At 44.4% G+C, this 25,748-nt stretch carries 21 protein-coding genes and 1 pseudogene; 3 read left to right on the forward strand and 19 right to left on the reverse strand.

All coding sequences use genetic code 11. The annotated features are described in order from the left end of the window. Positions 1 to 123 precede the first annotated feature (123 nt). The 10 genes and pseudogenes from MHB84_RS30000 to MHB84_RS30045 all read right to left on the reverse strand — a co-directional run bounded on the left by MHB84_RS30000 (position 124) and on the right by MHB84_RS30045 (position 14,400). Positions 124 to 837 carry a glycosyltransferase gene (locus tag MHB84_RS30000; RefSeq protein WP_076288367.1) on the reverse strand — a complete coding sequence of 238 codons (714 nt, stop codon included), beginning with the start codon at positions 835 to 837 and terminating at the stop codon, positions 124 to 126. 147 nt (positions 838 to 984) lie between these two features. Next, complete coding sequence (locus tag MHB84_RS30005) at positions 985 to 2,076, reverse strand: Gfo/Idh/MocA family protein (protein ID WP_076288366.1); 1,092 nt, start codon at positions 2,074 to 2,076, stop codon at positions 985 to 987. 12 nt (positions 2,077 to 2,088) lie between these two features. Next, a complete protein-coding gene (locus MHB84_RS30010) occupies positions 2,089 to 3,012 on the reverse strand; it encodes an AraC family transcriptional regulator (protein WP_246318147.1) in 924 nt (307 codons plus the stop codon). A gap of 19 nt (positions 3,013 to 3,031) precedes the next feature. Further along, positions 3,032 to 4,036 carry a Gfo/Idh/MocA family protein gene (locus MHB84_RS30015; RefSeq protein ID WP_256716770.1) on the reverse strand — a complete coding sequence of 335 codons (1,005 nt, stop codon included), beginning with the start codon at positions 4,034 to 4,036 and terminating at the stop codon, positions 3,032 to 3,034. A gap of 237 nt (positions 4,037 to 4,273) precedes the next feature. Beyond that, on the reverse strand, positions 4,274 to 5,032 hold the full coding sequence (locus tag MHB84_RS30020; RefSeq protein ID WP_076288364.1) for a YheC/YheD family protein: 759 nt from the start codon (positions 5,030 to 5,032) through the stop codon (positions 4,274 to 4,276). A 227-nt stretch (positions 5,033 to 5,259) separates the two neighbouring features. Continuing rightward, positions 5,260 to 10,458, reverse strand: a complete 5,199-nt coding sequence (locus tag MHB84_RS30025; protein ID WP_083678821.1) for a S8 family serine peptidase — start codon at positions 10,456 to 10,458, stop codon at positions 5,260 to 5,262. A gap of 652 nt (positions 10,459 to 11,110) precedes the next feature. Beyond that, positions 11,111 to 11,320 (reverse strand): annotated as a pseudogene (locus tag MHB84_RS30030) (YkvA family protein); the annotation flags it as partial. Then, complete coding sequence (locus MHB84_RS30035; protein ID WP_179087140.1) at positions 11,305 to 11,445, reverse strand: hypothetical protein; 141 nt, start codon at positions 11,443 to 11,445, stop codon at positions 11,305 to 11,307. The gene MHB84_RS30035 and the pseudogene MHB84_RS30030, both read right to left, overlap by 16 nt. Before the next feature lie 12 nt (positions 11,446 to 11,457). Further along, the gene (locus tag MHB84_RS30040) at positions 11,458 to 12,693 is read right to left on the reverse strand and encodes an RICIN domain-containing protein (protein WP_076288362.1); all 1,236 of its coding nucleotides are present in this window, start codon (positions 12,691 to 12,693) and stop codon (positions 11,458 to 11,460) included. A 249-nt stretch (positions 12,694 to 12,942) separates the two neighbouring features. After that, on the reverse strand, positions 12,943 to 14,400 hold the full coding sequence (locus MHB84_RS30045; protein ID WP_076288867.1) for an alpha-L-fucosidase: 1,458 nt from the start codon (positions 14,398 to 14,400) through the stop codon (positions 12,943 to 12,945). Positions 14,401 to 14,522: 122 nt separating this feature from the next. Between MHB84_RS30045 and MHB84_RS30050 the strand changes: the two genes are divergently transcribed. Beyond that, the gene (locus MHB84_RS30050; protein WP_083678820.1) at positions 14,523 to 15,419 is read left to right on the forward strand and encodes a helix-turn-helix domain-containing protein; all 897 of its coding nucleotides are present in this window, start codon (positions 14,523 to 14,525) and stop codon (positions 15,417 to 15,419) included. On the opposite strand, the gene MHB84_RS30055 is transcribed toward MHB84_RS30050, so the two are convergent. Both MHB84_RS30055 and MHB84_RS30060 read right to left on the reverse strand, forming a co-directional pair. After that, complete coding sequence (locus MHB84_RS30055; protein WP_076288361.1) at positions 15,414 to 16,484, reverse strand: glycosyltransferase WbsX family protein; 1,071 nt, start codon at positions 16,482 to 16,484, stop codon at positions 15,414 to 15,416. The two genes, MHB84_RS30050 and MHB84_RS30055, sit on opposite strands and share 6 nt — an antisense overlap. A gap of 29 nt (positions 16,485 to 16,513) precedes the next feature. Further along, positions 16,514 to 17,476, reverse strand: a complete 963-nt coding sequence (locus MHB84_RS30060; RefSeq protein ID WP_179087139.1) for a glycosyltransferase family protein — start codon at positions 17,474 to 17,476, stop codon at positions 16,514 to 16,516. A 369-nt stretch (positions 17,477 to 17,845) separates the two neighbouring features. Between MHB84_RS30060 and MHB84_RS30065 the strand changes: the two genes are divergently transcribed. Then, positions 17,846 to 18,244 (forward strand): hypothetical protein, encoded by a 399-nt coding sequence (locus tag MHB84_RS30065; protein WP_076288359.1) that lies wholly within the window; start codon positions 17,846 to 17,848, stop codon positions 18,242 to 18,244. Positions 18,245 to 18,322: 78 nt separating this feature from the next. On the opposite strand, the gene MHB84_RS30070 is transcribed toward MHB84_RS30065, so the two are convergent. The 6 genes from MHB84_RS30070 to MHB84_RS30095 all read right to left on the reverse strand — a co-directional run bounded on the left by MHB84_RS30070 (position 18,323) and on the right by MHB84_RS30095 (position 24,982). Beyond that, on the reverse strand, positions 18,323 to 19,672 hold the full coding sequence (locus MHB84_RS30070; protein ID WP_076288358.1) for a glycoside hydrolase family 30 protein: 1,350 nt from the start codon (positions 19,670 to 19,672) through the stop codon (positions 18,323 to 18,325). Between the two features lie 22 nt (positions 19,673 to 19,694). Next, positions 19,695 to 21,338: a sugar ABC transporter substrate-binding protein gene (locus MHB84_RS30075; protein ID WP_076288357.1), complete on the reverse strand. Its 1,644-nt coding sequence runs from the start codon at positions 21,336 to 21,338 to the stop codon at positions 19,695 to 19,697. A 67-nt stretch (positions 21,339 to 21,405) separates the two neighbouring features. After that, a complete protein-coding gene (locus tag MHB84_RS30080) occupies positions 21,406 to 22,293 on the reverse strand; it encodes a carbohydrate ABC transporter permease (RefSeq protein WP_076288356.1) in 888 nt (295 codons plus the stop codon). 15 nt (positions 22,294 to 22,308) lie between these two features. Next, positions 22,309 to 23,301: an ABC transporter permease gene (locus tag MHB84_RS30085; protein ID WP_218642251.1), complete on the reverse strand. Its 993-nt coding sequence runs from the start codon at positions 23,299 to 23,301 to the stop codon at positions 22,309 to 22,311. 117 nt (positions 23,302 to 23,418) lie between these two features. Continuing rightward, complete coding sequence (locus tag MHB84_RS30090) at positions 23,419 to 24,441, reverse strand: LacI family DNA-binding transcriptional regulator (RefSeq protein WP_063563590.1); 1,023 nt, start codon at positions 24,439 to 24,441, stop codon at positions 23,419 to 23,421. 196 nt (positions 24,442 to 24,637) lie between these two features. Then, on the reverse strand, positions 24,638 to 24,982 hold the full coding sequence (locus tag MHB84_RS30095) for a thioredoxin family protein (RefSeq protein ID WP_076288355.1): 345 nt from the start codon (positions 24,980 to 24,982) through the stop codon (positions 24,638 to 24,640). A 168-nt stretch (positions 24,983 to 25,150) separates the two neighbouring features. Between MHB84_RS30095 and MHB84_RS30100 the strand changes: the two genes are divergently transcribed. Beyond that, positions 25,151 to 25,288 (forward strand): hypothetical protein, encoded by a 138-nt coding sequence (locus tag MHB84_RS30100; RefSeq protein WP_175382695.1) that lies wholly within the window; start codon positions 25,151 to 25,153, stop codon positions 25,286 to 25,288. Between the two features lie 113 nt (positions 25,289 to 25,401). Here MHB84_RS30100 and MHB84_RS30105 read toward each other — a convergent pair whose 3' ends face one another. Further along, positions 25,402 to 25,695: a DUF3817 domain-containing protein gene (locus MHB84_RS30105; protein WP_076288354.1), complete on the reverse strand. Its 294-nt coding sequence runs from the start codon at positions 25,693 to 25,695 to the stop codon at positions 25,402 to 25,404. Positions 25,696 to 25,748 lie beyond the last annotated feature (53 nt).

Consider the following 25,748-nt stretch of genomic DNA (forward strand, 5'->3'; position numbering starts at 1 on the left):
ACGTCTGCAAAAGTCAAGTCACTTTTTTCTAAAAAACGTTGCTACTTCTAATAAAAAAACCGCGAAAATCGCGGCTTTTTGGCTCCATACATGTGTTTAGCTAGTACTTCAATCAGGTTCCCTCTATAATTCCTTATCTGCATATGATCTAAAATTTTCCGTGACTGCTAACCGTTTGCTTCCTTCCAGATAAAAGCTATCATCTGCTCTCCAGGTATGACTTTTTTTATTTTGTCTCCGGTGATACACATAGTTATATGGTGACGTAGCATAGGTTTTGAATCCTCTTTTTCTGCATTGTCTTAGAAAGGTTACATCTTCTCCAATGGAACGATCCGTGAATCGTACCTTCTTTAATATCTCCCTTTTGAACAGAAGTGTGCCGCCTTGTATAAATTCCACATATTTATTCTTTTCTTTGGGTGATCTAACCAGCAGTGTTTTTGAAGCACCCAAGTAAACGAGGCACGAATGTTTGCCCACAATATCGCTTTTCGTTCTTCTTAGTCCATTTACTTGTTCTTTCAAATAAAATGGCGAGTAGTAGTCATCATCATCAAATTTGGCGATCAACGGGAATTGGGCTCGGGTAATCCCGGCATTCAGGCTTTGTCCAAGCGATATGCTTTCTGGTACTTGATAGACGCTAACATTCGCATGTTTTCGAACACGATTTTGATATAATTGCAGATTCATGCTGTCATGATTCAAAATGATGATAAGCTCTTTTGCTTTATAGCGCTGTCGATTGTAATTTTGCAGGATGTTGTCAAAGAATTGTGGTCGATTGGTACATACAATAATGGAGACACCGTTTCCCGTTTTATTTGCTGTCATGACATACCCTCTTTTCTGCACATATATGTTTTTTCATCATACGTTCAGAAGTAGAGAATGGTATAGACGAATCGATAGCGTATAAAACACCAAAAAACCCTCTGTCCTCAAGAATCAAGACAAAGGGCTCTTAAATTCAAACTAAGCTTAATTGGATTCGTTCATATATACGGCTTTACCTGTACGAGCTGACTCATAGAGTGCCTCCAGGATCTGAGAAACTACCAAAGCTTGTTTAGGAGTTACAACTGGCTCCAGATCTTTATCGATCGCTTCAATCCATTTTCTCATCTCTACATCCGGTGCACTTTCACTCTTTCCATCGTAGAAAGCAACCCCACCTGCACTCAATTCAATTTCGTTGGTGTACAAACGGCTGAATTTCTCGCCATTGATGCGCAAACCATTCTTCATATCCGCGCCCGCTTCGCTTCCGCTCAAGCTGCATTTCGCTTCATCCACATCCAGTGAATTGAGCGCCCAGCTGGATTCCAGCATGATCGTCGCGCCATTCTCCATTACGATCATACCGAAAGCGGAATCTTCAACGGAGAATTTTTTCGGGTCCCATGGGCCCCATGCATTCGCTGCATTTTCTCTTTGTGAAAGCTCGTGATGAGTTGTGCCCAGAACAACTTTTGGTTGATAGTTATCCATCATCCACAGTGTCAGGTCAAGTGCGTGTGTACCGATGTCAATCAACGGTCCGCCGCCTTGTTTCTCCTCATCAAGGAAAACACCCCAAGTAGGTACCGCTCTTCTTCTGATTGCATGTGCTTTGGCAAAGTAAATCGAACCCAGTTCGCCAGCTTCACACATTTGCTTCAGGTACAAGCTGTCTTCTCTGAAACGGTTATTGTATCCGATGGTCAGTTTTTTACCCGTACGCTCGGCTGCTTCAAGCATTTTTTGCGCCTCAGCAGATGTCTTGGCCATTGGTTTTTCACACATAACGTGTTTTCCGGATTCCAGTGCAGCAATAGAAATCTCTGCGTGAGAGATATTTGGCGTAAGAACATGAACAATATCAATCGTTTCATCCTGAAGTAATTCTTGATAATCCGTGTACACCTGTGCTTCGGCACTACCATACTTTTCTTTGGCTTCTTCTGCACGTTCCTGAACGATATCGCAAAAAGCAACCAGTTCTACATTATCAAGCTTGCTCAAACTTGGCAGATGTTTGCCGTTTGCAATCCCGCCACAGCCAATAATTCCTACACGATACGTTTTACTCATATCTAATCACCCTCACTTTTGGTTTGGTTGTTTCATTTTACGGAAAGCCGATGGGGTCATCCCCAGACGCTTGCGAAAAACAGCATGCAAATAATTCGCATTGGTAAACCCTGAAGCCAGGGCAATTTGTTCGATAGAAACATTACTTTCTTCCAGATTGCGGCACACCGCGCGCAGGCGAATATCCTCCAACACACGGCTGAAAGGCATTTCCGGCTGAACCTGATAAAAGATTCTTTGCAGTTGTCTGCTGCTAATATGCAGCTTCTCCGCTACATTCTCCAGCGTTACTGCTGAGGGATGATTCGCCTCCATATACTGAATGGCATAATCGTATCTATACACAGACATGTCTCGCACAGGAGCTTCCGCCCGATTTCCCCCGATATCGTAGGCTCGGACGGTCTTCAGTAGAATGCTGATCACCTGCTGTTTAATAGACGTGTAATATCCGATCAGTTTACGGTCACAAGCCTCATAGGCTTCCAGGAAACAGTTCATCGCGCGATGATAATCATGTACCGGAACAAGAGGAAGTGTTCTAAGCTTTTCGATCGTTTCCTCTGATTCTGCTGCCTCCCACGGATCTACACCCTCTCTGGGATGTTCAATGATATCCACGTGCAGGCATAATTCATCCATGGCCTCTTGGGAATCCGCCTCCTGATAATGAACAAGACCCGGACCTGTTAAATACAGCATGCCTTCAGAGAGCGGATGCATCTCATCCCCCAAAATGACTTTCCCTTTCCCTCTAGGGATGAAATGTAACTCGAATTCCGCATGGTTATGAAAATCAACGATTCTGCCTGCTGGAAAAGAAGTCAGATGAAATCTCAGAACGCGTATTTCGTAGTGTCCCCACAGGATCGAGACATCCAGCCTTTCCAGGATATCCTGTCGTTCAAGCATCTTCTCAAAAGGATATCGGCTCAATGCGGCACCTCCCAATACCCTATCCCTGTAACTCCTTCAAGGAGATTTTGCGTCCTTCCTTCGCAGAAAGGTTGGCCGCCTCCATCAGGCGAGTTAACTGAGTAGCCGTCTGCAAATTCTCGGTAGCAATCGTATCATTTTGAATATGGGATACCCACTGGCTGAATGCGCTTTCTCTTCTGTCCAGCAAAGGAATTTCCGTCCATTCTTTCTGTTGATCTGAACCAACATTCGTACGGATTAGCAACTTATCCTCTGGTGTTCCATATAACAGTGTGCCTTCCGTACCATGAACCTCTATCGCAAACGGCGAATGACTGTTCACAAACCCAGCCTCGACTACACCGATTGCTCCGGAATCTGTAAATAACGTGGCAACCGCGTTATCTTCCACTTCTTTTCCAGTAACATATCCAAAATTAGCATTTACTCCTGTCACTTCTTGACCCAGGAATAGATTCGTCAGATACATCGGATGACAACCGAGGTCAATTAATGCTCCGCCTTGGCAATCTTTCAGATCGTAAAAATGCTCAGGCAGCCAATTGCCAATTGCACCGTTATGGGATAGACGCACACGAACATAAGTCACCTTACCAAGTAGTCCTTGGTTCAGAACATCTTGTATCGTTAATGTATATCCATCGTTCAAACGCGGTAAAGAAACCGTCATTTTCACTCCGTTATCCTGTACATCCGAAATGATCGTATTTACTTCTTTAATAGTTGAAGCAATAACTTTCTCTGTAAAAATGTGTTTGCCCGCTTTCGCGGCAGCAGTAATCACCTCTTCGTGAAGACGTGTCGGTGCATCTACAATGACGGCATCGATGTTGTCCTGTGCCAACATATCTTCAAGCGAAGCATAGAATGGTACATTCAGACGTTCAGCAGCTTCCTGTCCACGCGCGGCATCTTCATCCCATACAGCAGCCATCACCGTATCTTCGTGCTCCTGAGCCTGTTTAATATAATCCCAGGCATGTACGTGCCATAAGCTTATTTTACCTATTCGAATGGTCACTATGATTAACCTCCATACTATATGATATTCTGACATCTAACTATAAATTAACACAGACCTGATCTAATTTTAATAGGAACTTACGACAATAACTATATAAAATTACGACATGAATTAGAATGACCTTCTTAAGAAAACAAGCAAAAAAGCTTCCTGTTCACAAAGTCGTGAGGATAGGAAGCTTTCTCTACATGTAACCGTTCGGAATCTAGGCTGTCCAACGTTAGGTTGAAGATTTTATGGCTTATGATCTGTATGGCGGAAGTACCGGATTACCTTGCGATACATCGTCTTATCTTTTAATTGATTAAATATATAAGGGTCCGGCTTGGCATTCACTTCAATGATCCAGGGTTTAAGACTTTGGTCCAGCCCAATATCCACGCCAATTCTCTTCAATCGTGTGTATTTCTTATTCATATGACGTGCGATCACAAGTCCAAGCTCATTCATCTCCTGAATCAATTCATTTTTGCGTATTATAGATACATGAGATTCCAGAAGTTTATGAATATCCATTGGCTGACCGCCGTTATGATAATTGGTTACTATTTTTTTGGGATGTGACAGTCGACCGATGATTCCCGTCGCTTCCCACTGCTGTTTTGGGCTTAACTGTACCATGACACGGATATCAAAACGCCTTTTATTGTATTTTAGCAGATGTATTCCTCTTTGAATGAGGTAGCTTCGCTGATTCACAACGTGTGCAAGACTTTTATGGAATGAATCGAAGCTATTAAACGTCAGACGCTTTTGATTCATCTGATACGCAAAATCCTGTTGATTATTCATCTCAGCCTTTATTACGCCCATTCCATGAGTTCCTATTTCAGGCTTGATATATAACATCCCATATCTGGCTATCATAGATTTTAGATTCACCTTGTTAAACTTTTGTGTATCAGGTATGAACGGTTTTATTGAATCATTATTGATAAGCTGCTTTGTTTTTAACCATTTGCTTCTTAATGGTTGTGATTTCTCAATACCCACAGTTCGTTCCTCCCGTCTTCATATCCAACACATATCGCTGTTTCATTAAGTTCATGCATCATATGCAATTTAATTGAACGAATCTTAGGCAATACTTCATGAATTTACACGCAAAAAGCCGACAAACCCTATTCTTTGGGCTTGTCGGCTTTTCAACTTAACATTTTCAAATCATCGTTCCCGTTTCAATTTGAAACTGGATTATAAGCATCTCTGTGATGCTTCAATTATGGCAACAGATTTTCGTCAACTGGCACATTCGCGTCCGGAACTTCTGCTGCAGATACGAACAACCGTCCGGGCGCTTCCACTTCGACTTTGTTCCCTGCTGCATCCTGAGCACGGATCACGATCACTCCACCCTCAAGTACCAGCGAAGAAGCAGTAGTGTAGGTGCCTGTATAATGACCAGGTTCTGTCTCCACCAATGGAATCTCTGCGCCAGCCTGTGTGCTCAAATTGGATGGCAGTTCAATCCGGAAAGAAGCCTGTAATTTGGGGGTACTATTGAACGAAACCGTTACGGTTTCTCCTGCCACAATGCGTACATCCTCAGCCGGAGAGATATTGGTTAGTTCAGGCAAAGACGTTTCAACATACACAGTCCGGGTCACGGTTGTTTTATTGCCTGCAATATCTGTCGCTATAATTGTAATCGTGTTCTTGCCCTCATTTACAAGTACTCGGTGATTAAAGCTTCTATCTTGCTCCAATTTCACCTTTTGTCCGTTAATGGTCACTTTGTCGAGGAATTGGTCCTGTACATTGCCCGTTACATGAACCACTTCGGTGTTGGTTTGACTTCCTTCTTCAGGTGTAAGGACCGTTAACACAGGTGCTGTCTGATCCAAGATGATCACAACTGGAAGGGAGCGATCTGTCGTTTTGCCGTTAACTACCGCCTCAGCAGTAATGGCATTAACCCCTGCACGAAGTTTAACATTCAGCTTGAATTTTCCATTCTCCACTGTCGTTGTTCCGGCTAGTTCTTTCCCGTTATATATCTTAATTTGAGCCCCAGAAGCTGGGGAAGTTCCCGATACATCAAATGTCGGCTGGTTGGTATAGGTGTTTGTCGGTTGCGTCAGTACAGGTGCATTCACCGGATATTTTACCACTGCACGAATCATATAATTACCCTCTTCTGCTGGTGCAGTACTCCATACGCCGCCTACACGCTGCCAGCTCCGGCCTGCATTCACACCATTTTCATCGGTTGCGAGTCCCGGTGCGCTCGTTCCGACAGCAGTCTGTACATAGACGATATAGAAATCACCTTGTACCACCACAGGTTCAGGAAATTCAACGGTTGTCCACTGATCATTGCGTAATGCCGTACCATCGAACGGTCCTGCCAGCAATCGGCCTGGCGCTCCCTCTGAGCCAGTGGCATCATAGACGGCATATTTGAATGCTGTTCCACCTGGTACTGGCCATTGTGTATTCCAGAATCGAAGTGATGCACCTGTAAGCTGTGCTGTCTCCAATTCTGGCGTCATACGTACAGCCCATGCGTTATCTGCGGCCACAAAGGCTCTTGCATTTTCAGCCGATCCATCGTCATAAGCGATTTCACCAGGAAATCCGATAAATGGTTTTAAGGCAACTTTCGCTTCGACTGTACCGTTTCCAGGTACCGTTACATTTACAGTTTTGCTATAGTAGTCCGTCGCGATGATCGACAGTGTATAGCTTCCTTCCAAAACATCCAGAGTAAATTTACCATCTGCTCCTGTGCGTACAGCACCTACTTGAGCATCTTCCAACACGAGAATTGATGCTCCAACGATAGGTTTCCCTGTCCGCTCATCGCTCACAATACCTTCAATCTTTCCTTGAGGAATGGTTTCCAGATTGAAGTTGGCTGTTGCTCCACTTCCATCCGTGATGGTTACCGTCTTCGTTTGAGGATAATAGCCATAGGCCTCAGCCTTCAACGTGTAATCACCAGCCACGTGAGTGAAACTGTATTTGCCTGTCGTCGGGTCCGTCTTCACTGAACGTCCTGTTTCCAGAACGGTAACCGTAGCACTTGCAGGCAAGCTTTGAGGCGTTACAGAGCCTGTTCCAGGTTTCTGTACTTCGGGCTGTTCCTGTTTGGTTTTATTGAATTCAGCTTTGTCCGTACTTGAAATTTTGTACCAAGAAGTATCATATTCCGGCTTAGGTTTGTCGCTGTTCAGAACAACTGCCGTATCTTTCGTAACCGTCTCAGCGGCGATACCCAGTATGCGGAAGTCATCGATGTACCAGCCTTGCTTGACGACACTACTGTCCGAAGTCAATCTGAACCGGAATTGAACTTCATTCCCCTTCAATGCAGCCAGATCGTAGAATACTGGAGTCCATTGTTTTCCATCTGAAGAATGAGAGAATTTACCAAGCTCCGACCATGTGTTACCACCGTCTTTCGTGGCTTCAACATAACCGTAATCGTATCCACTTTCGATTTCATACCAATGATTGAACGTCAGCGTAGCTTGATCCACCTGAGTTAGATCCACGACTGGCGATACCAGAGAATAGTTAGAACCATTCTCATAGTTGCTGTCCAGATCGGTTGCCCATACATTCGGCGGAGAAACTGCACTGGCAGGTCCAACGACGGGAACTCCGCGTTCCCACTCATCCTTGGTGCCCGAATGAGTCCACCCATTGTCACTGTTACCATCAAAGTGATCGATGAAGATATCTTCAGGGACCTCCACGGTCACGGATACCTCATTCGACTTGTCACTCTCATTGCCACTATAATCAAGAGCGGCTACCGTATAGAAATAATTCGAATCTGTTACTGTAGCCGTATCCGTAAATGTCGTTGCAGATGTATTTCCGAGCAATTCATAACCTGAGCCGGAATTCGTTGAACGATACACGTTATAGGATTTCAGATCCTCATCGCCCGATCCCGTCCAGGACAAGTTTACGTTCCCCAGAATGTCGGCAGAAGCGGACAATCCGCTTGGCGCTCCCGGAGCAATATCATCTGGAGCTTGTACTGAAAAGTCATCGATATACCAACCCGTCTTTTGAACGGAATTGTCACTGGTCAGATTAAACTTGATAAACACCTGTTGACCTGCGTAGTCACGTAAGTCAATATATTGCGTTTTCCAGCCTCCACCGGCACCTGTAAAGCTCAATGCCTCTTCAAATACGAAGTCACTATCCTCTGTTGCAATGTACACTTTGCCAAAATCGATATTGCTCTCCAAATCATACCAGTGCTTGAAGGATAACAACGCTCCCTCAGAGCTCTCGGTAAGATCAATTGGTGGTGCGAGCAAGTAGGCATTGCTGTTGGCTGCATATGTCCCTGTCAGATTGGTTGCAATCACCTTGTCACCAGAGTAAGCACTTCCCGGTCCACTCGTTGGTACTCCCGATGCCCAGGTATTTCCAACTCCGCCCGAGGTAAAGCCCAGATTGTCTTCCTCAAAGTCTTGCAGATACCCAGGCTGAACTCCATTGGAGACAGAGACCTTATAAACTTTACTCTCGAATCCGTTATTGCCATAATCATTGACCCGGATATAGTACTCCAAGCCTTGTGACTCGATCAGAAATGCCGGAATTGTCGCTGTGTAAGTTCCATCTTTGGCATTCCCAGCTACTCGATTCATCGGCAGATATACGTATTGGCTCGTGCCCGTTGTTTTGGCAAAAGCCTCCACTGTGGTTACACCGACATTATCGGTAACACGTGCAGTAAGTGGAATATCAAGCCCTGTAAAAGCAGAATTTACAGGTGTATGTTCCAGGACCGGTGCTTCCAGATCGTCACCTGCTGTGACAACCCTGCCGGATACCGTGCCTATACCTTCGAGGACGGAGCCCACAGCATCCAGTGCATTGATAATACCGTGACCGTAGCCGTTATTGGGCGAAGTTGGATACCGGCTGTCTGTTCTCGGTGTCGCTGTATCCATAATAATTTGCTCCAACTGATCAACCGTAAGGGAATGATTGGCTTGAAGCAGGAGTGCGGCCAGTGCAGTGGTATGTGGGCCTGCCATGGACGTGCCGTTCCAGCCACCCTCATATACTCCGCCCGGAACAGATGAACGGATGTTAACACCTGGAGCCGAAACTTCCGGCTTAATTTCCTCATAAGGGGAAGGACCCAGTAGGGAGAACGAAGCCAGATTCCCGTTGATATCCGTTGCTCCCGTAGCGAAGCTTTCTGGATAGTTCGCAGGGTTCGCGACTGAACCTGGACCTCCCGGATTCGTCAGTGTCACATTCCCGGCTGAGAATTCCGGAAAGATCTGTGCATCACGCCAAGCTTGTACCATTGGACGGAACCACTCGTCCAATCCTGCACCACCACCCCAGGAATTGTTAACCACATCCGGGGCAAGCTCGGGGTGCAAGTTTCCTTCAGCATCTACTGGAGCAATCAGCCATTGCCCGCCATCCAGTATAATGGCATCGGTCGTACTCGGATTGAAAATCCGAACAGCAATCCATTTTGCTCCGGGTGCAACCCCAATCTTGTTGGTGCCGTTCGCTTCGGAGCCTACCATTGTACCCATGGTATGTGTACCATGACCGTCTCCATCCGCAGGAAGGGAGGCATTACTATGGGGATCATACCAGCTCAGCTCGGGATCAACGATATTTCCCGAAGCATCAAGCCCTCTCCATTTGCTGCGGAGGGCCGGATGGGTATAATCAACCCCGCTGTCCAGGTTGGCAACAACAATTCCTGTACCGTCGATTCCTCTATCCCAGACTGCTGGCGCATTGATAGAATCGATGTTCCACTCAACGTTCTCTGTCTGCAGGCTCTTATCGTTAGCAGCTGCACTTTCCTTCTTATCTGCCTCTTTAGCCGGTGCCTTGGCAGACTCCGTTGCTGGAGCAGCTGTTGCATTTTCACTGCTAATCTCGGTTTTCTGCATATAACGCTGCTCGTTAGGCAGTATTTTATCCACCTCGGGAAGAAGTGCAATCTGTTCCATGACTTCCTTCGTGCTCGTTACTGCGAGTGCATTAACGATGAAATAGCTTTTATATTCTTTGACCTTGCCAAGGTCAAGTTCCTTTTCAAGAAAACTTTCCAGGGTGAACTGAGATCGTGAGGCCGTTTCCCGCAGCGTACTGACAACCGTGCTTCGCACGGACAATTTCGTTGCCGAAGCCGTTTGCTTGTCAATTGTCGCCTTTTCCAAGGCTAGCTTGGATACTGAGGCTGTATCTACCTGTTCTTTCATTTTCACCAGATAAGTAACATAATCATTGCTCTCAAATTCCTTGCTCAGCTTTGCGTTGACTTTGGAGGTGGTGATTTTGCCCGAACTGGATTTCATGTCGATCTTCTGCGATGCGGCGTTTTCAGCTGAAACCGGATGAATGATAGATAATGCAAGGAGAAGCGACAGGCCCATGGAAAGCGGCTTGCGCAAACGATTCATCTTTATCAAACTTTTCCACTCCCTTTACCCGGTTTTTGTAATACAGTGATTCACTGTATCCAATTCTTTGAATAAATCGATGAAACAACCTCAACTTGACAGACTGATTGTGTTTATTTACATCAAGCCTCACCTCCTTTACAGGACAGGTTATTAAATTACATCGTATGTGAAAGATGATAGAGAGCCAATTTCAGCGTATATGGAAGAAATGGATTTGAGATCAATCCATCTTGTGAGCGGAAGTTTATTCGCATGCATTAAGGAGGGTACCACCGGCGTTAGCAAGAACGCATACTTTATATGGGAGTATTATGGACCTGGGTAGAACAGGAGATTTCTTGACCTATGTACAAACAAACTCTTAAACTTACATATAATATAAAATTTAGAATCAAATTGTATATTTATGGTATATTATAGAGTCATAAAATGAGATATACAAGCACTTTTATAGAAAAATATAGAAAATAAGCCTTTATAATGCTTTCATAAGTCTAATGACTCTCTGTAATTCAACTTCATTTCGCAAATACGAAAACTTTGACGTTTCGATTGATCCAAACAGTCCTTTTTAACTATATCTGATTCATTCAGACATCAAAAAGAACGATGCGAGAAACTTCGCGCCGTTCTTTTGGGTTCTTCCAAACCAATCCTGTCATAAGCGTTGCTCCAGACGATCCAACACCAGATACACAACGATGGCATCATCCAGATAACCAATCGGAAAGAGATAGTCCGGAATCAAATCCGCAGACGAAATAAAGTATAATAACGCACTACCGATCAGAGTACGATCGTTCTCGGATGTAATCTCATCACAGTATTGAATATGCATTTCCTTCAAATGATCTATAAACGGTCCCGCTCCGTTAATCTGATTGATTTTTTAATATTCACGCCACCACTTGTATAACCGACAACGGTATTCACGAGTGTGAGTCCGGTAGCCGTCGCCGAGAACACCAACAATAGACGAGTCTGTGCAGTCACAGGGATAGCTGCCTACCGTTTGTTAAACGACCATCTTTGTGCATCTGTACCATTATCATTCCATTGCTGGATTGCTGCCCCATCTGCCGTTGAAGAGCTCGACACATCTATTGCCAATCCATTCACCTTTGAAATGATTTTATAGTAACCATTACCAGCATCTTGGATGCTCCACCTTTGGGCGTTAGAGCCGTTATCATCCCATTGCTGGAGCTGCACGCCTGGTGATGCTGTTGAGTTAGGCACATCCAGAACTTTTCCGCTGTGAACAGCCGTGAGTTTATAGAAACCGTCCCCTGTGCTGTCGACTCTGAACGTTTGGTTGCTCGCACTGTAGTTGGTCCATTGTTGTACTTTGGCTCCACTTGCCGTGGATACATCCACGATATCCAACACTTTACCGCTTGCTTTGGAACCAATCGTATAGAGGCCTCCGCTGACAATGTTCGGTGTACTCGCTGCTTGATATACCCGCACATAATCCACCAGCATTTGTGATGGGAAAGGTGTCGCATTATTAGGACTGCCAGGCCAATTCCCACCTACAGCCATATTCAACAGAAGGAAAAACGGACGTTGGAACTCCTCGGTGTTGCCTGTTCCATTTTCGATGTAAAACTCATTGAATTGTTTGCCATCCACAAACCATCTTATATATTTGGAATCCCATTCGATGCTGTATACATGAAATTGGGAAAAATCAAGATTCTCCGATATCTTTCCATAATCGGCATTCCCGTTAGCATCCCAATGAACGGTACCGTTTACAAATGCATTATTGTTGACCCGCTCCATAATGTCGATCTCTCCGCTCTTAGGCCAGCCGACGGAATTAATGTTGCTTCCCAGCATCCAAAAAGCAGGCCACAGCCCTTGACCGGACGGCAGCTTGATACGTGCTTCAACTTTCCCGTAAGTAAAGTCCTTCAAGCCTTGGGTTTTGATTCGAGCGGAGGTATAGCTGCTACCATTATAGTTTTCTTTGCGTGCAGTGATGACCAGATTGCCACCTGTAACTTGCAGGTTCTCGGTGCGATTCGTATAATACTGCAATTCATTATTTCCCCATCCACCGCTGCCAGTACCAATCTCTGCAGACCAGTTCGACGTATTCAGAGAGCTTCCATTGAATTCGTCACTCCACACCAGATTCCAATTGGTCGCTGCGTTTGTCGTCGTGCCAGGCAGTAAAGCGATTAGGAAACTGAACAGCACCAGCGTACTTACGATTTTTCTTTTTCTCAACAATCTTTTCCCTCCCCATATTAACGGACTGATTCTGCACGGGGATACCCCATTTTTCTCAATCCGTAACAACGTTTACATTAAATGTATTCTGTGTGTAGCTCGATTATTTCTAACAGCGAACGGGATATACAATGGACAAGACAGCCCTTCTTCAACGGTAAACGAGTGTAATCCATTACAGAATCGCACAAAGAACAGGACTATAACCAGTACGTATTACTGTTGGTTATAGCCCTTCGATCTCATCTCTTAATCCAGTTCTAATTTAAATACGACGGGTGAGAAGCTATGCACGTTCCTTGTCGTTATTGTCAAGGACTCTTCCGTCCTGCTCCATTCCGGTTGTTCGTCGAAGCCCAATACTTGAATATCCCTGATCAATCCATGGAAATGATGAGAGTTTTCCTTCAGCGAACGAATATGAACGATCCCATTCTCCGGGTAGGCCATAACCGTGGCATAAAGGCAGCTTTCTTTTACAGTGAAACGAATGTCCTCACTTGTAAAGATCTTGGTCTCGCCATCTGTAAATTGCCCTTCCTTCACCTCGGTCGGCCCTTCCCCATACGTCCGCCAGAACGTCGTGTCATAGATCGCCTCCCCATTCACTTCCAGCCATTGACCTATAGCGAGCAAAATATCTCTGTCTTCATCCGGGATGCTGCCATCTGCTTTCGGTCCAATATTCAACAGCAGGCTACCATTTTTGCTCACAATGTCAACGAGGTCCCTGATGATCTCATCCGCTGTTTTATAGTTATTGTTTTCTGTATAACACCAGGAATTTTTGGCGACAGCCGTATCGGTTTGCCAGAAATACGGCTTCAGATCGGCGAATTGTCCACGCTCCACATCCGGAACGGCACAACCAAGCATAAAAGCATCATGTTTATAGTTAATCGCTACCGGAATGCCCCACTCTTCACCTTTGTTATAGTAGTAGGCGCTGAATTTTTTCAAGTATGGTTTAAACGCCGCCGTCTGGATCCACCAGTCAAAATAAAAAACGCTCGGCTGGTATTGATCCACCAGTTCACAGCAACGAATCAACCAATCTTCCAAATATTCATCCGTTGGAGGGGAGCCATATAAGTCATGATGATCCGGTTCTGGCATTGCAGGCCAGTAGAAGTCCCCGCATCTGAGCGGCTCCTTGATATCTGAATCGAAGTTTTTTCCATGAGACATGAAAAACCAATGTTCAGCGCGGTGTGACGAAACACACAAGATAAGACCCTGCTTCTCATACGCGACCTTCATCTCACCCAACAGATCACGTCTGGGTCCCATTTCAACTGTGTTATAGTGAGAGAAGGAGCTTTTGTACATTTGAAAGCCATCATGGTGTTCGGCTACAGGCATCACATAACGGGCTCCTGCCTTTTTAAAAAGCACAGCCCACTCATCTGCATCGAACTTCTCTGCTCGGAACATCGGAATAAAATCCTTATAGCCAAAATCCTTCGGATGGCCATAAACACTAAGGTGATGTTCATAAGCTTTGGAGCCCTCAATATACATATTTCGTGAATACCACTCACTATCATAAGCCGGGACCGAGTAAAGGCCCCAATGAATGAAAATACCGAACTTAGCGTTCTGATACCACTCGGGAACCTCGAATGCGCTAAGGGAATTCCAATTGTCCTTATACTTCCCTTTGGCAATGGTCTCTTCGATCTGTTGCAAATATTCATTTTTATCCATGATCATTCTCATTCCTTCCGTTATCATATCCACTTGTATTGTAGTGGCATAATCCGCGGATAGACATGCAGAACGTTAACTTTAGGATGGACAATAATAACCTTTGTAGGGAGTTGAGGATAATGAATCATAAGAACTTGCTCACGAACCACTTATCCAATCTGCAGGTTGATTTGTTCATGGTCAACTTCAATCGCTGCGATACGGATTGGAGGGACCTTGATTACACTCCCGATTACAGCAAATTTTATCTGATCTGTGAAGGCGAGGGCTGGCTCAAGATTGGTGATCAGGAGTATTACCCTGCACCGGGACAGCTTTTTTTAATGCCTGAAGGGGTTACGCAATCTTACTCAGCCATCAGTGATCGTCCTTTTCTCAAATACTGGTGTCATTTCAGTGCGAGAGTGGGAGGCATCAACCTATTTCAAATTCTTAATTTCCCCCACTTCTGTACATTCGATCGGCCCGAGCTGATACAGGAAATATTCAACAGCATTCTTGACTACGCCCGATCAGGTGAAGTCTATGCGCATATGATGGCAAAAAGCAAGTTAATAGAGCTATTGTCACACTACATTATGCATCTGGATCAGGAACAGATTAGTTATATAAATGTGTCTGTTATGGAAAAAATCTCTGCCATACTGGCCTATATCGATTCCAACATTGAAGAAAACATTTCTGTACGGGATCTGGCTCAGATTGCCTACATGCATCCCAATTATTTTATTCGTTTTTTTAAACAGCAGATCGGCGTACCCCCCATCCACTATATTGCCAGCAAAAAAATGGATAAGGCAAAAGAACTTCTGACCTGTACGTCAAAAACAGTCACTGCCATTGCCGAACACCTTGGGTTTAGTGACTTATATTATTTCTCAAGGCAATTTAAAAAGCATACAGGTCTTAATCCAACGGAGTACCGCAAACAAATCATAGGAAGAACAGTGAAAGAGATGATCGATTGCCCACAGCCAAATGAAACGGAGCTCCACAAGGGAACTCCATTGTCATAACTTGCTGCGCTTTCCCGCTCCTTGCTCAACTACTCTTTTGACCTCTCTCAAGTAGGCGTACCCATAATCGTCATCCGGTTCAAGGTACGCTCCTTCCGCCCACTCATTCCATGCGTTGACGAACAGGAAGCCACTCCTGTTCAATTCCTTGGCTCTCGCTATCTGTCGCGATAAATACAATCCGAATTTTTCAGGTGTTGACCCTACTGTACTCTGTCCATCAATCGATCGGCGCGGCGTATTATCCCAATTTACAAATGCACCAGGATATACGACCTCCCCGTTTCGGTGCGGTGTTCTTTCGAGAATGGATGACCATACTTTATCGTAATTCACCACAATGTGCTTCTGCCCCTTGATGTCCAGTTCAATCCATATTCCATTCATGTGACCATGCGCAAACGTATAGTGGGGCTCAAATTCCATGCTAGCGTCAAAGACAGGAGAATTAAATGTAGGAAAACCGCCTATCGTCTGCACAAAATGGATACCCTCCAGCCCGTGTTCTATCGCAAGCCTACGCCAATAATGAATCATTTCCTGACATCGAGGGATGCTGGCAGGCCGATAGATCAAAAATAGCGGTTTTCCCTCTACACAGATGTATCGTTTATCCTTAAACGCTCTGACCAGATAATCGAAATGTTCTTCCCAATCGCTCTCATCCCCGTAGTCTTGCGAAATAAGAATATCCTCTTCGCGTCCGTCCCATTTGCGTGTCCATGTTTCATTGGCCCATGACAAACAAAAAGGGAAATTCGGTTCTCCGCTGTCCAAAATCTCATCAAACGGTTTCTCAAGCAATCGTTTGCCTTTAAACCAGTAGTGATAATAACAAAATCCGTATATTCCATAGTTTTTGGCTGTCTCAGCCTGCCATTTGCGCACCTTGGGATCTGTTAAATCATAGTAGTTCTGATGCAACGGCTTCCTGGGTTGCAAATGGCCCGGATACAGGGGGATTGTTTTTTTTACATTCGTCCATTCTGTAAATCCGTTTCCCCACCACTTGTCATTCTCCGCAATTTGATGAAATTGGGGCAAATGTAACGCAATAAGCTTCAAGTAGGACTCCTCCAATTAAAAGACATAATTCATTGGAAAATAATATCCATAAGTTGCAAACATTTATGAAGGTAGGATTGATTGTACTTCATATAAGAAAGTGCCTGGGAGGCAGCCAATCTTCGTTGTTCCACATGGTCCCAATAATGTCCAAGCTTCTGTACGAGTTCTTTAATGGTTGCATAGCGTTGGAATGCATACGTGTTCTCAGGACCACTTGAGGCAGCCGAAACAAGTTGAAATGTGCCGCATGCCGCTACTTCCATGATTCGTCTCACGGATGAGTTGTCCTGAACAACAAGTTTGCTGCCGTTGTACAACTTTTCCCGAAGCTCATGAGGTTGCACAGGCACAAATGCACCGAAATCCTTCCAACCCTCTCCCTCAACTCGCACTTTTTTATCCCATAACCACGCATGATTGGCAAGAGCGTACAGACAGCTACCAGGATGTGCATCCCCAATGATATAGACATCGGACTCGTATTCTCTTCCCACCACCTGTGGACAGAACACTGTGGGATTCGGTGGAAAAGGAAGTTCATGACATGAGACATTCCCCATATGCTGATCGGAGGGAATGTCAGCGGAATTCTGTGTAAAAACATAATCAAAAAAAGGGATGATCGATTCCATCTGTTTTAGATCCGACTGATCCGACAGCCAAATTGCCTTTTTGGCTGAGGATGCGCTCATTGCTTCCAAATTCTGATTCGATAGAACATCTTCTCCATGCAGGACTAGAATCAAATCTAATTGCTGTCCTGAAGTGTGATCTGCCACTGGCTGGATCGTTTTGATCTCATTGACATGTTGGACCAGATGCCTCAAGCTCTGTTCAATCAAAATAGAGTTCGCAGAGCTCTCTCTTTCCATAGCAGGAGTTATCAGGAGAACATTCAACTGTTTATATTGAACACGGGGAGAATCTGAAACTGCTCTGCTGTCTTTACTTTCCACGGTCTGTTCCTTGCCGTCTTGAATTATTTTCATAAGATGCTGCTGTAAGTCCGATTGCTGTACAACCAGATGATGCTGGATTGATTTGAGTTTACGGTTCAATGTTGCGTTTATTTGTCTAAGGTACACCTTATTGGGATGCTGGACAGTGCGCCGATTCTTTCGGGACTTTGTTGGCGTACTCCTCCTTTTTTTGATGACCATACCCTCCCATCACGAAACGGATTGATTCTCTTTGCCTACAATATGCATCTGTCTTTGGCTAGGTTTCTATCGACTGATTTTTAGGTGTTTAACTACTCAAAGATGGGCTTCATCCGTGTCTTTAAATGTGCCACAACCCCGTGTCCATCCGGTTCTTGTCCTCATAAAATATATTAAATCAGATAGGAGTTGATATGATTGCCAACATTCGATAGCATTCTTGTCACAGGAAACCAGACCATTAATCAGGATTTGCAGGTGAACGGTAATGAAACGATTGGAATGGACCTGCAGGTGAACGGAGACCAGACGGTTGCTGGCAGTTTGCAGATTAACGACAGCTCCTCCATTACAAATCACCTAGGTGTAGGTGGGGTTATCGAGGCGGGCGACAGTGTAAAAGCAACGACGCAGTTAATGGCCATGAATCAGCCGACTCTTCCAGCTGCCTTGCCGCTTGTAAAGCAACTGTTATATTATAATCCCGGTGTACTTAACCAGCCGGGTCTAGTGTTAACAGGCACTAGTGGAAATAAGTATGTTCTGTTTATTGATGAGAGTGGAGGAACACCAAATCTAGCAATCCAAAGAGTATAGGCTCACTGGATGCAATATAAAAAGGCGATACTCTGAGTTAATTCTCAGAGTATCGCCTTTTCTTTCATTACAACATGATTACTCTTGGTTAATCAAAATGGACAAAGCACTTTTGGATTCGAGTTGGAAACTTAACAGTTCTTCTTCTCTTAGCTGAACCTGCACATTTCCTGTTTCTTCTCCGTCATTGAAAAGCACGAGAGCAATTGAACCGTCTGTATTTTTGAAGGCAACGGAACGAATGGATGCCTCATTGGAGGATGAGTCAATACGTACAGCTTTGGGACGAATTAATGCACTGAAATGAGCCAGAGCATAATAGTCCAGTGTATAGGTAAGCTCTTTCGTTTGCTGGTTAACCTTCACAATGCCGCGGCATGTACTTTTCCCGAAGCCAGGAACGGTAGGACCGTTGTTCTCATCCAGTGCCATATTCCAGAGCACAAAAGATTTGCTGTAATTGCGAAGAATCTCAATACCTGTTCTGATCACATTGGAGAAAGCTTGTTCGAATGGAGGGATCCATTCTCCTCCTGATCCTTCGGTGAAATGTACCTCTTTACCGGCAAAAGCTTCATACACCTTTGTTTGTGCCGAGGCTTCGCCCCCATACCAGTGCCAAGCGACTCCATCTACCTCTTCTGCCGCCTCATCAAGCACGGTCAGCGGGTAATCCGGACGATCCCAGTTGTGATCATAACAAAGGATTTTGGACTGAATGTCATTTCTGACCAAAGCCGGCTTGAGATGATTTTTGATAAAGTCTGCTTGTGCTTCAGCTGGCATTAACATGCCTGGATAATGACCTGGTTCATAAAGTGCTTCATTCTGTGGTGTTACTGCATGGATAGGCAATCCATGGGATGCGTAGGCTTCGATATATTTCACAAAATATTCCGCATATGCCGGATACCACTCATTTTTCAATTGACCTGTAATCATCGAGCCGCTTGTTTTCATCCAGCCCGGGGCGCTCCAAGGTGAAGCGAACAGCTTCAGCTCAGGATTTAACTCCAAAGCCTTCTGAGTCAAAGGAATAACATCCGCTTCATCGTGTGCGATGCTGAACCCGGATAATTCCGGGTCCGTTTGATTTTCTGGCAGATCATTATAGCTGTATACCGTTCTGGCATAGTCTGAAGCTCCCATCGGATTGCGGATGACCGACAATCCAATGCCTTCCTCGGGATGGAACAACCGATTCATGACTTCCGCTCTCTGCTCATCGCTTAATACCTGGTTAATCAGATAGGCAGATGAGTCAGTAAAAGATGCCCCGAAACCATCCATTTCCTGATATGTTTGCTGATCATCCAAAAGGATAGTCGTTGTCTCCAAGCCGGAGTCCTGCGATTTCAATTGATCCTGGGACACGGATACAAACAATGCATCTTCTCCCGTGGATTTGTACATTTTGAATTTCGTCATATGCTTTCCCTCCACATTCCTCTTATTGGATACCCAATTTCTCTTTATTCTGTTTCATTTTCTCGCTACGAACCTTCAGGATTTCATCCCAACGGTTTTCACCTAAAAATGACTTGTAAGCGGCGAGCGCATTGTCAAAAGAGGCATCATCTTTGGCACGAACCATGCTTACCAGGGTTGAATTCCACTTGGCGTTGATCGCCGACAACGCACGTGCTTCAGGTGTTCCCTGATTTGGACTAATATTCTCCAGAATGAAGTGTGGTTTCAGTTTTCCTTTGCCCCACTCTTGCATTTGTTTAATCGCTTCTGGGAAAGCATCCGCACTCAGTGCTTTGTGACGGTCATGGCCAAAGAACATGAATTCACCCAACCGGTATTCCTTCTTGAATTTGTCAGCATTGTGCAGTTGCAGGTCTTTCACAGCCGGGAGCAACTCAACCGTACCATCTGCATTCTTTTCATACGTCTCACCTTCGATACCATAGTTCATTAGAAGCTGACCTTCTTCACTCAGCAGGTACGTGAAGATTTGAATCGCTTTGGCTGGATCTTTGGCGTCTTTGGAGATGAAGTTGATCATCCACCCAGTAATACCGGATTGATTGAGCGTCGGTGCATTACCCTTGGTGCTTTGTGGTCCATCAATGGCAACATACTCTTTGCCTTCATTGGCACTCAGATAAATTTGCAGATTCCCACCCTGTTGAGGTGTACCATCCATCAGCAATGTTGCATATTTTCCGGATTTCACTTTTTCCTCAAAGGCCGTACCATCATCAGCAAAGCTGTCATCACTGATATTTCCGTCTCTGTATACCTTATTTAAAGTCTTCAGCCATGTAAGATAATCTTCATCCTGATTGCGATCATAGAATTCTCCATTTTCAGTTTCAAGCGGCACACCAATGAAGTCTTGCAACACATCTCCGAGTGAACCTGTTCCTTCACCGATAGAGTTAAAACCAAATGGAATCAGCGTTGGGAATTTTTCCTTGATCTGTTTCATCACATTTTCGAATTCCTCTGGCGTTCCCATGACAGGACTTCCCAAAGCTTCATACACATCTTTACGGATGATAAATGCTGTTTTGGCTGGGATGTTGCCGCTATCATAATCGGCTTGCGTATTAGAGTAGTTTGGATAGCCATACGTCTTGCCGTCAGCCTGCTGGAACCAGTTCAGGGTATCGGCAGCCGCAACTTTATTGAAGTATGGATCATATTTCTCCGCAAGATCGTTCAGCGGCATAGCCCAGGTTGCGGCTTTCTGTACCACAGGAGAGTTAGAGTCAAATACTGTCAGCAGGTCAGGCATATCTCCACCGGCAAAGAACGTATTCAACTTCGTGTCATCACCTGTAATGAATTTGATATTGATGTTCAGATCTTCCTTGATCTTCTTGGTTACAATGTCTTTACCGAAATCCGTGTTCCACCAGTCGGCATTAACGTACCAAGTTAGGTCTGTAGCTTCTTCCTTTTTATCCAGCTGCCAAGCTGGTTTTTCCGGATCGACTGTATAGCGATCTTCAATGGAAACCCAGTTCCCATCGCTCGAACCCCCTGATCCACTACTGCAACCTGTAATCATGATCACCGCTGTCAGCAAAGCCGCGCACAGTTTGACTCCTTTTTTGCCTGCTGCCTTATTCATCTTGAACATATTGTTTCCTCCTTAAAGTTAGGTGAGAAATATTGAATAGAGCGAACTTTCGAGCAATAGATTTCCGTTACTCCTTAACTGCACCCAGCATCATACCCGAGATAAAGTATCTTTGAAGGACGGGATAGATTAGTACGATCGGCAGTGTTGTAATAACAATCGTAGCCAGTTGAACCCCTTTAGTCGTTGTTTCAATGACTGCCGAACCGCCGATATTTTGCATCGACTGCGTTTGGGACTGAACAATAATCTCGTACAGCATCATCTGTAATGGATACAGCGACTGATCGGTAATGTACAACTTGGTAGTCATAAAGTCATTCCATTGCCCAACCCCATTGAACAATGCAATGGTTGCCATCGCTGGCATGGACAGCGGGATGAAGATTTTGAGGAAAATATGCCAATCTCCTGCACCATCGATTTTGGCTGACTCCTCCAGGGAATCCGGTACATTCCGGAAGAAATTCATCAGAATGACGACATCATAGAAGCTGAACAATGCCGGAATAATGTACACCCAGAAGCTGTTGAGCAGGCCAAGTGATTTGATCAATAGGTACGTTGGGATCATTCCGCCAGAGAAGAACATCGTGATAACCCCCATGGCAACGTACAGTTTACGTCCACGTATATGCTTTTTGCTCAGACCATAACCGACCATGGCACAGAAGAACACGTGTGTAACGACTCCGATTGTTGTTTTGGATACGGAGATGAAGAACGCTTGCCAGATGCTCGAATCGTTGAATACAGCTCTATAATTCTCCAGCGAGAACTCCGGTGACCAGAAGATGAACCCGCCTTCAGCCAAAGCCTTGCCTGAGCTAAAAGAAGAGATAATGACATTCCAGAGCGGAACCACAATAATGACAGTACAAATAGCGAGTAAAATAATATTTAAGGTATCAAAGATCCGACTATCGAGATCTTCTTTAGCCACCTTTCCATTCACACGGGATGCCTCCTTCTACAGCACAGATTGATTATCGTTTAATTTGCTTGTAATTTTGTTCGCGGTGACTAACAGAATAACGGACACGATCGAGACGCCCAGACCAACCGCGGTAGCATACGAAAAGTCACCCTGTGACATCCCCATACGATATACATACGAATTGATGACTTCTGCCTTGTCACGGTTTTGCGAGTTCATCAGAACGAGCGTCTGGTCCAGATTGGAACCAAGTAAACCGCTTACAGTAAGAATCAGATTAAGGCTAATGATCGACTTCATGTTGGGTATTGTGATATTCCAAATTTGTCTGAGACGGCTTGCACCATCAATTTTGGCTGCCTCGTAATACGTAGGATCAATCTTGGACATAATCGCCAAATACAGAATCGTTCCCCAGCCGGCCTCTTTCCAAATATCGGATAAGACTGCAATCCACCAATACTTGCCTGCATCCAGCAAAATGTTTTGCGGTTGCGAGATCACTCCCAAGCTGAGTAACAGCTGATTAAACAATCCTGTTGTTGAAAACCAGGTGATCAGCATGCCGCCCAGTACGATCCAGGACAGAAAGTGAGGTAGATATGAAACCGTTTGCACGAACTTTTTGAAACGTCCGCTGTTTAATTCATAGATCATGATTGCCAGGATAATGGGAATGACGAACCCGATACCCAATTTCAAAAAGCTGATCCCTAGCGTATTCACTACGGCATCCCAGAAGTATTTGTCTGACATAATGATTCTGAAATTTTCCAAACCGACCCATGGTGCGCTAGACAGCGTATCAATAACGGTGTAATTTTTGAATGCAATCGTCAATCCGTATATCGGAATGTAACAAAAAATAATCATAAAAATGATACCTGGTATAATCATCGATTGAATTTCCCATTGTCTTCGATAATCGATGACGAACTCTTTTACTCTTTGTCCGATTGGCTTCCTTCCCCCCGGTTTTATAGGCTTTTTACCGGTTGACGATGTCTCTACGGCTAATTTACTCACGCTCTTTTTCTCCCCTCCAACTTAAGCATACTTTCATAAAAACGTTTTTATTTTCCGACAAAAAAACCCCCTAATCTCAAATCAATAATTAAAAAAGACCGGAAATGATTACATCCGCTATGTTAAAAAATCACTCCGGTCCATCTTCACATGACTTGAACCCCGTATGATAAGTTCACCCGCCAATTTCTGTGAAACCCCATGTTCCTTCTTCTTAATCATGCGAACCAGGTGATTGATCGCCAGGATACCCTGCCTTGCAATCTGGTTTCTTACGGTACTTAATGGTGGGGAAAAATATTGGGCAATATCAATATCATCGAAGCCTACTACACTTACATCTTGAGGAACTTCGAAGCCATGAGACTTCAATGCATGGATGCAGCCGATTGCACTCACATCATTTCCTGCAAGAAAAGCATCAGGCAGCTTGGCAGGATGCAGATGAAGAAAAGATTTCACAGCACTGTAGGTGCCCTCTTCCTCAAAATACCCCTGTAAGATGTAATCATCATCCAGCGGAAGCTGGTACTCACGCAAAGCAGCCAGATATCCATCTCTACGCTGATTACTGTCAAACATGGTGTCCACGCCGGATATGTATGCAATTTTCTTGTGCCCAAGTCCAATTAAATACTTGGTCGCTTCATAACCCGCTACATAGGAGTCAAAAATGACGCTTCCCATCGTATCACTCTGATAGACCCGATCCAAAAATACAGCCTTGATCTTGTCTTTCTCCATAGCGACAATATCCTGTTCATCAATTCGCAGCTCTTCGTAGATAATGACGCCATCCACACGCCGGCCCAGAATATTACTCATAATGACCTGCTTATCCTTGGTCACAAATACATTTAGTCCGTAACCTAGACGATCGCATTCACGAGACATGGATTCAACTAGCTTATAGAAATACGGACCCGACACACTTGTGGTAAAAAAGCCCAGCATCTTGGTTTGCCCGGATTTCAGCAGCTTGCCGTTCAGGTTGGGAACGTAATTTAAACGCTCTGCCACCTTCAGGACATGTGATTTGGTCTCCGGATTCAAGACATCTACGCCATTCAAGGCGTTGGAAACCGTTGAAATGGATACGCCGGCTTCCCTTGCAACATCTTTAATCGTAATCTTTCCCATAATTTTTTGGTCCTTTACTATAAAAACGTTTTTATATATTTTAAATTAGCATAAAACCGTTTTCAATACAACACTTTTTCTTTTAATTATTTTTCACATTCTTTTGCTTTGAAGATGGCATGGTTGCTTAGCACCGAAATTAGAGACAGAGATGCAAAAAAGCAGCTCAAATAGGAGCTGCCTTGAATCATGCTTCTTATTCCCCATTCTGGGTGTACATATAATAAATCTGCTGCACCTGCTCTTCCAATCGATCGAAGCGAACAAAGCGATCAGCTCGAATATATTCCTTCTGCTCCACCAACATAATCATCGTGGGTACTGTGAAAATAAGAAACCTGGACGCCACCTCTTCCACTTGGTTGGCATTGATGTGTGCCAGGTGCACCATCGGATAAGGTTCAAGTAACTCCCTAATCTTGGGGAGTAAGGCGTGACATACGCTACATTCTGGCCGAGATACATATAAAAAAACCAATTCATGTTGTTGAATCATCTCTTCGATCATTTCTATGGATGTTATGTCATTAATCTCTTTCATAAAGGGTCATCCCTTTCAGTCATTTCGCGAGTGTGTTGTACAATCTAGTTTATCACGAATGTCTAACTGTACAAATTTTGCGTTCCCCTAAACATTTTCTTTTCAAACACAGCCTATCTGCATTAAAATATAGTTGGAAGATCATCCCATATGAAAAGAGGTTATTGTATGAAAAAATCATTTGTTTTTCTGCTTACCGCCCTGATTGCCGTTATCTCCTTCTCCGCGTATGCACCTGTATCTGATGCCTCTGGTGATATTGGAGTTAGCCTGCTATCGGATCGTCAGCAAGGTACTGTAAAATAACGCGTTCGCACTCTTTCCAAAAAAAGAATTTGCACAGAAACGAGCAGGCGACCAGTTCGGATAACATCCGGAGTTGGTCGCCTGCTGTCATTGTTGTTCTTTTTTTGCAAGCCTTACTTCCAGTCTCTCTTGCGAAGATAGGACTCGAATACAAATGTTCCGAAAGGCAATAAGCCTGCTACCAATCCCATGAACCAACGTGAAGCTTTCCACTTCTTCACAACAGCCAAATGCACAAGTGTAATCAGATATAGCGGAAAAAGAATACCGTGAATCATACCCATAATGGTTACTGGGGAAGACATATCGGCAAAATATTTTAGCGGCATAGCTATAAAAATCAACAGCAGTAATGATACACCTTCCCATATGCCTGCAATTCTGAATCGACCTGTGACTGTCTTCATCCTGTTCAATCTCACCTTTCCAGCGGCTAGTTTGTGAAATATGTAACTTGTTA

The organism is Paenibacillus sp. FSL F4-0087, assembly GCF_038020215.1.
GTDB classification, from domain to species: Bacteria; Bacillota; Bacilli; order Paenibacillales; family Paenibacillaceae; genus Paenibacillus; species Paenibacillus taichungensis.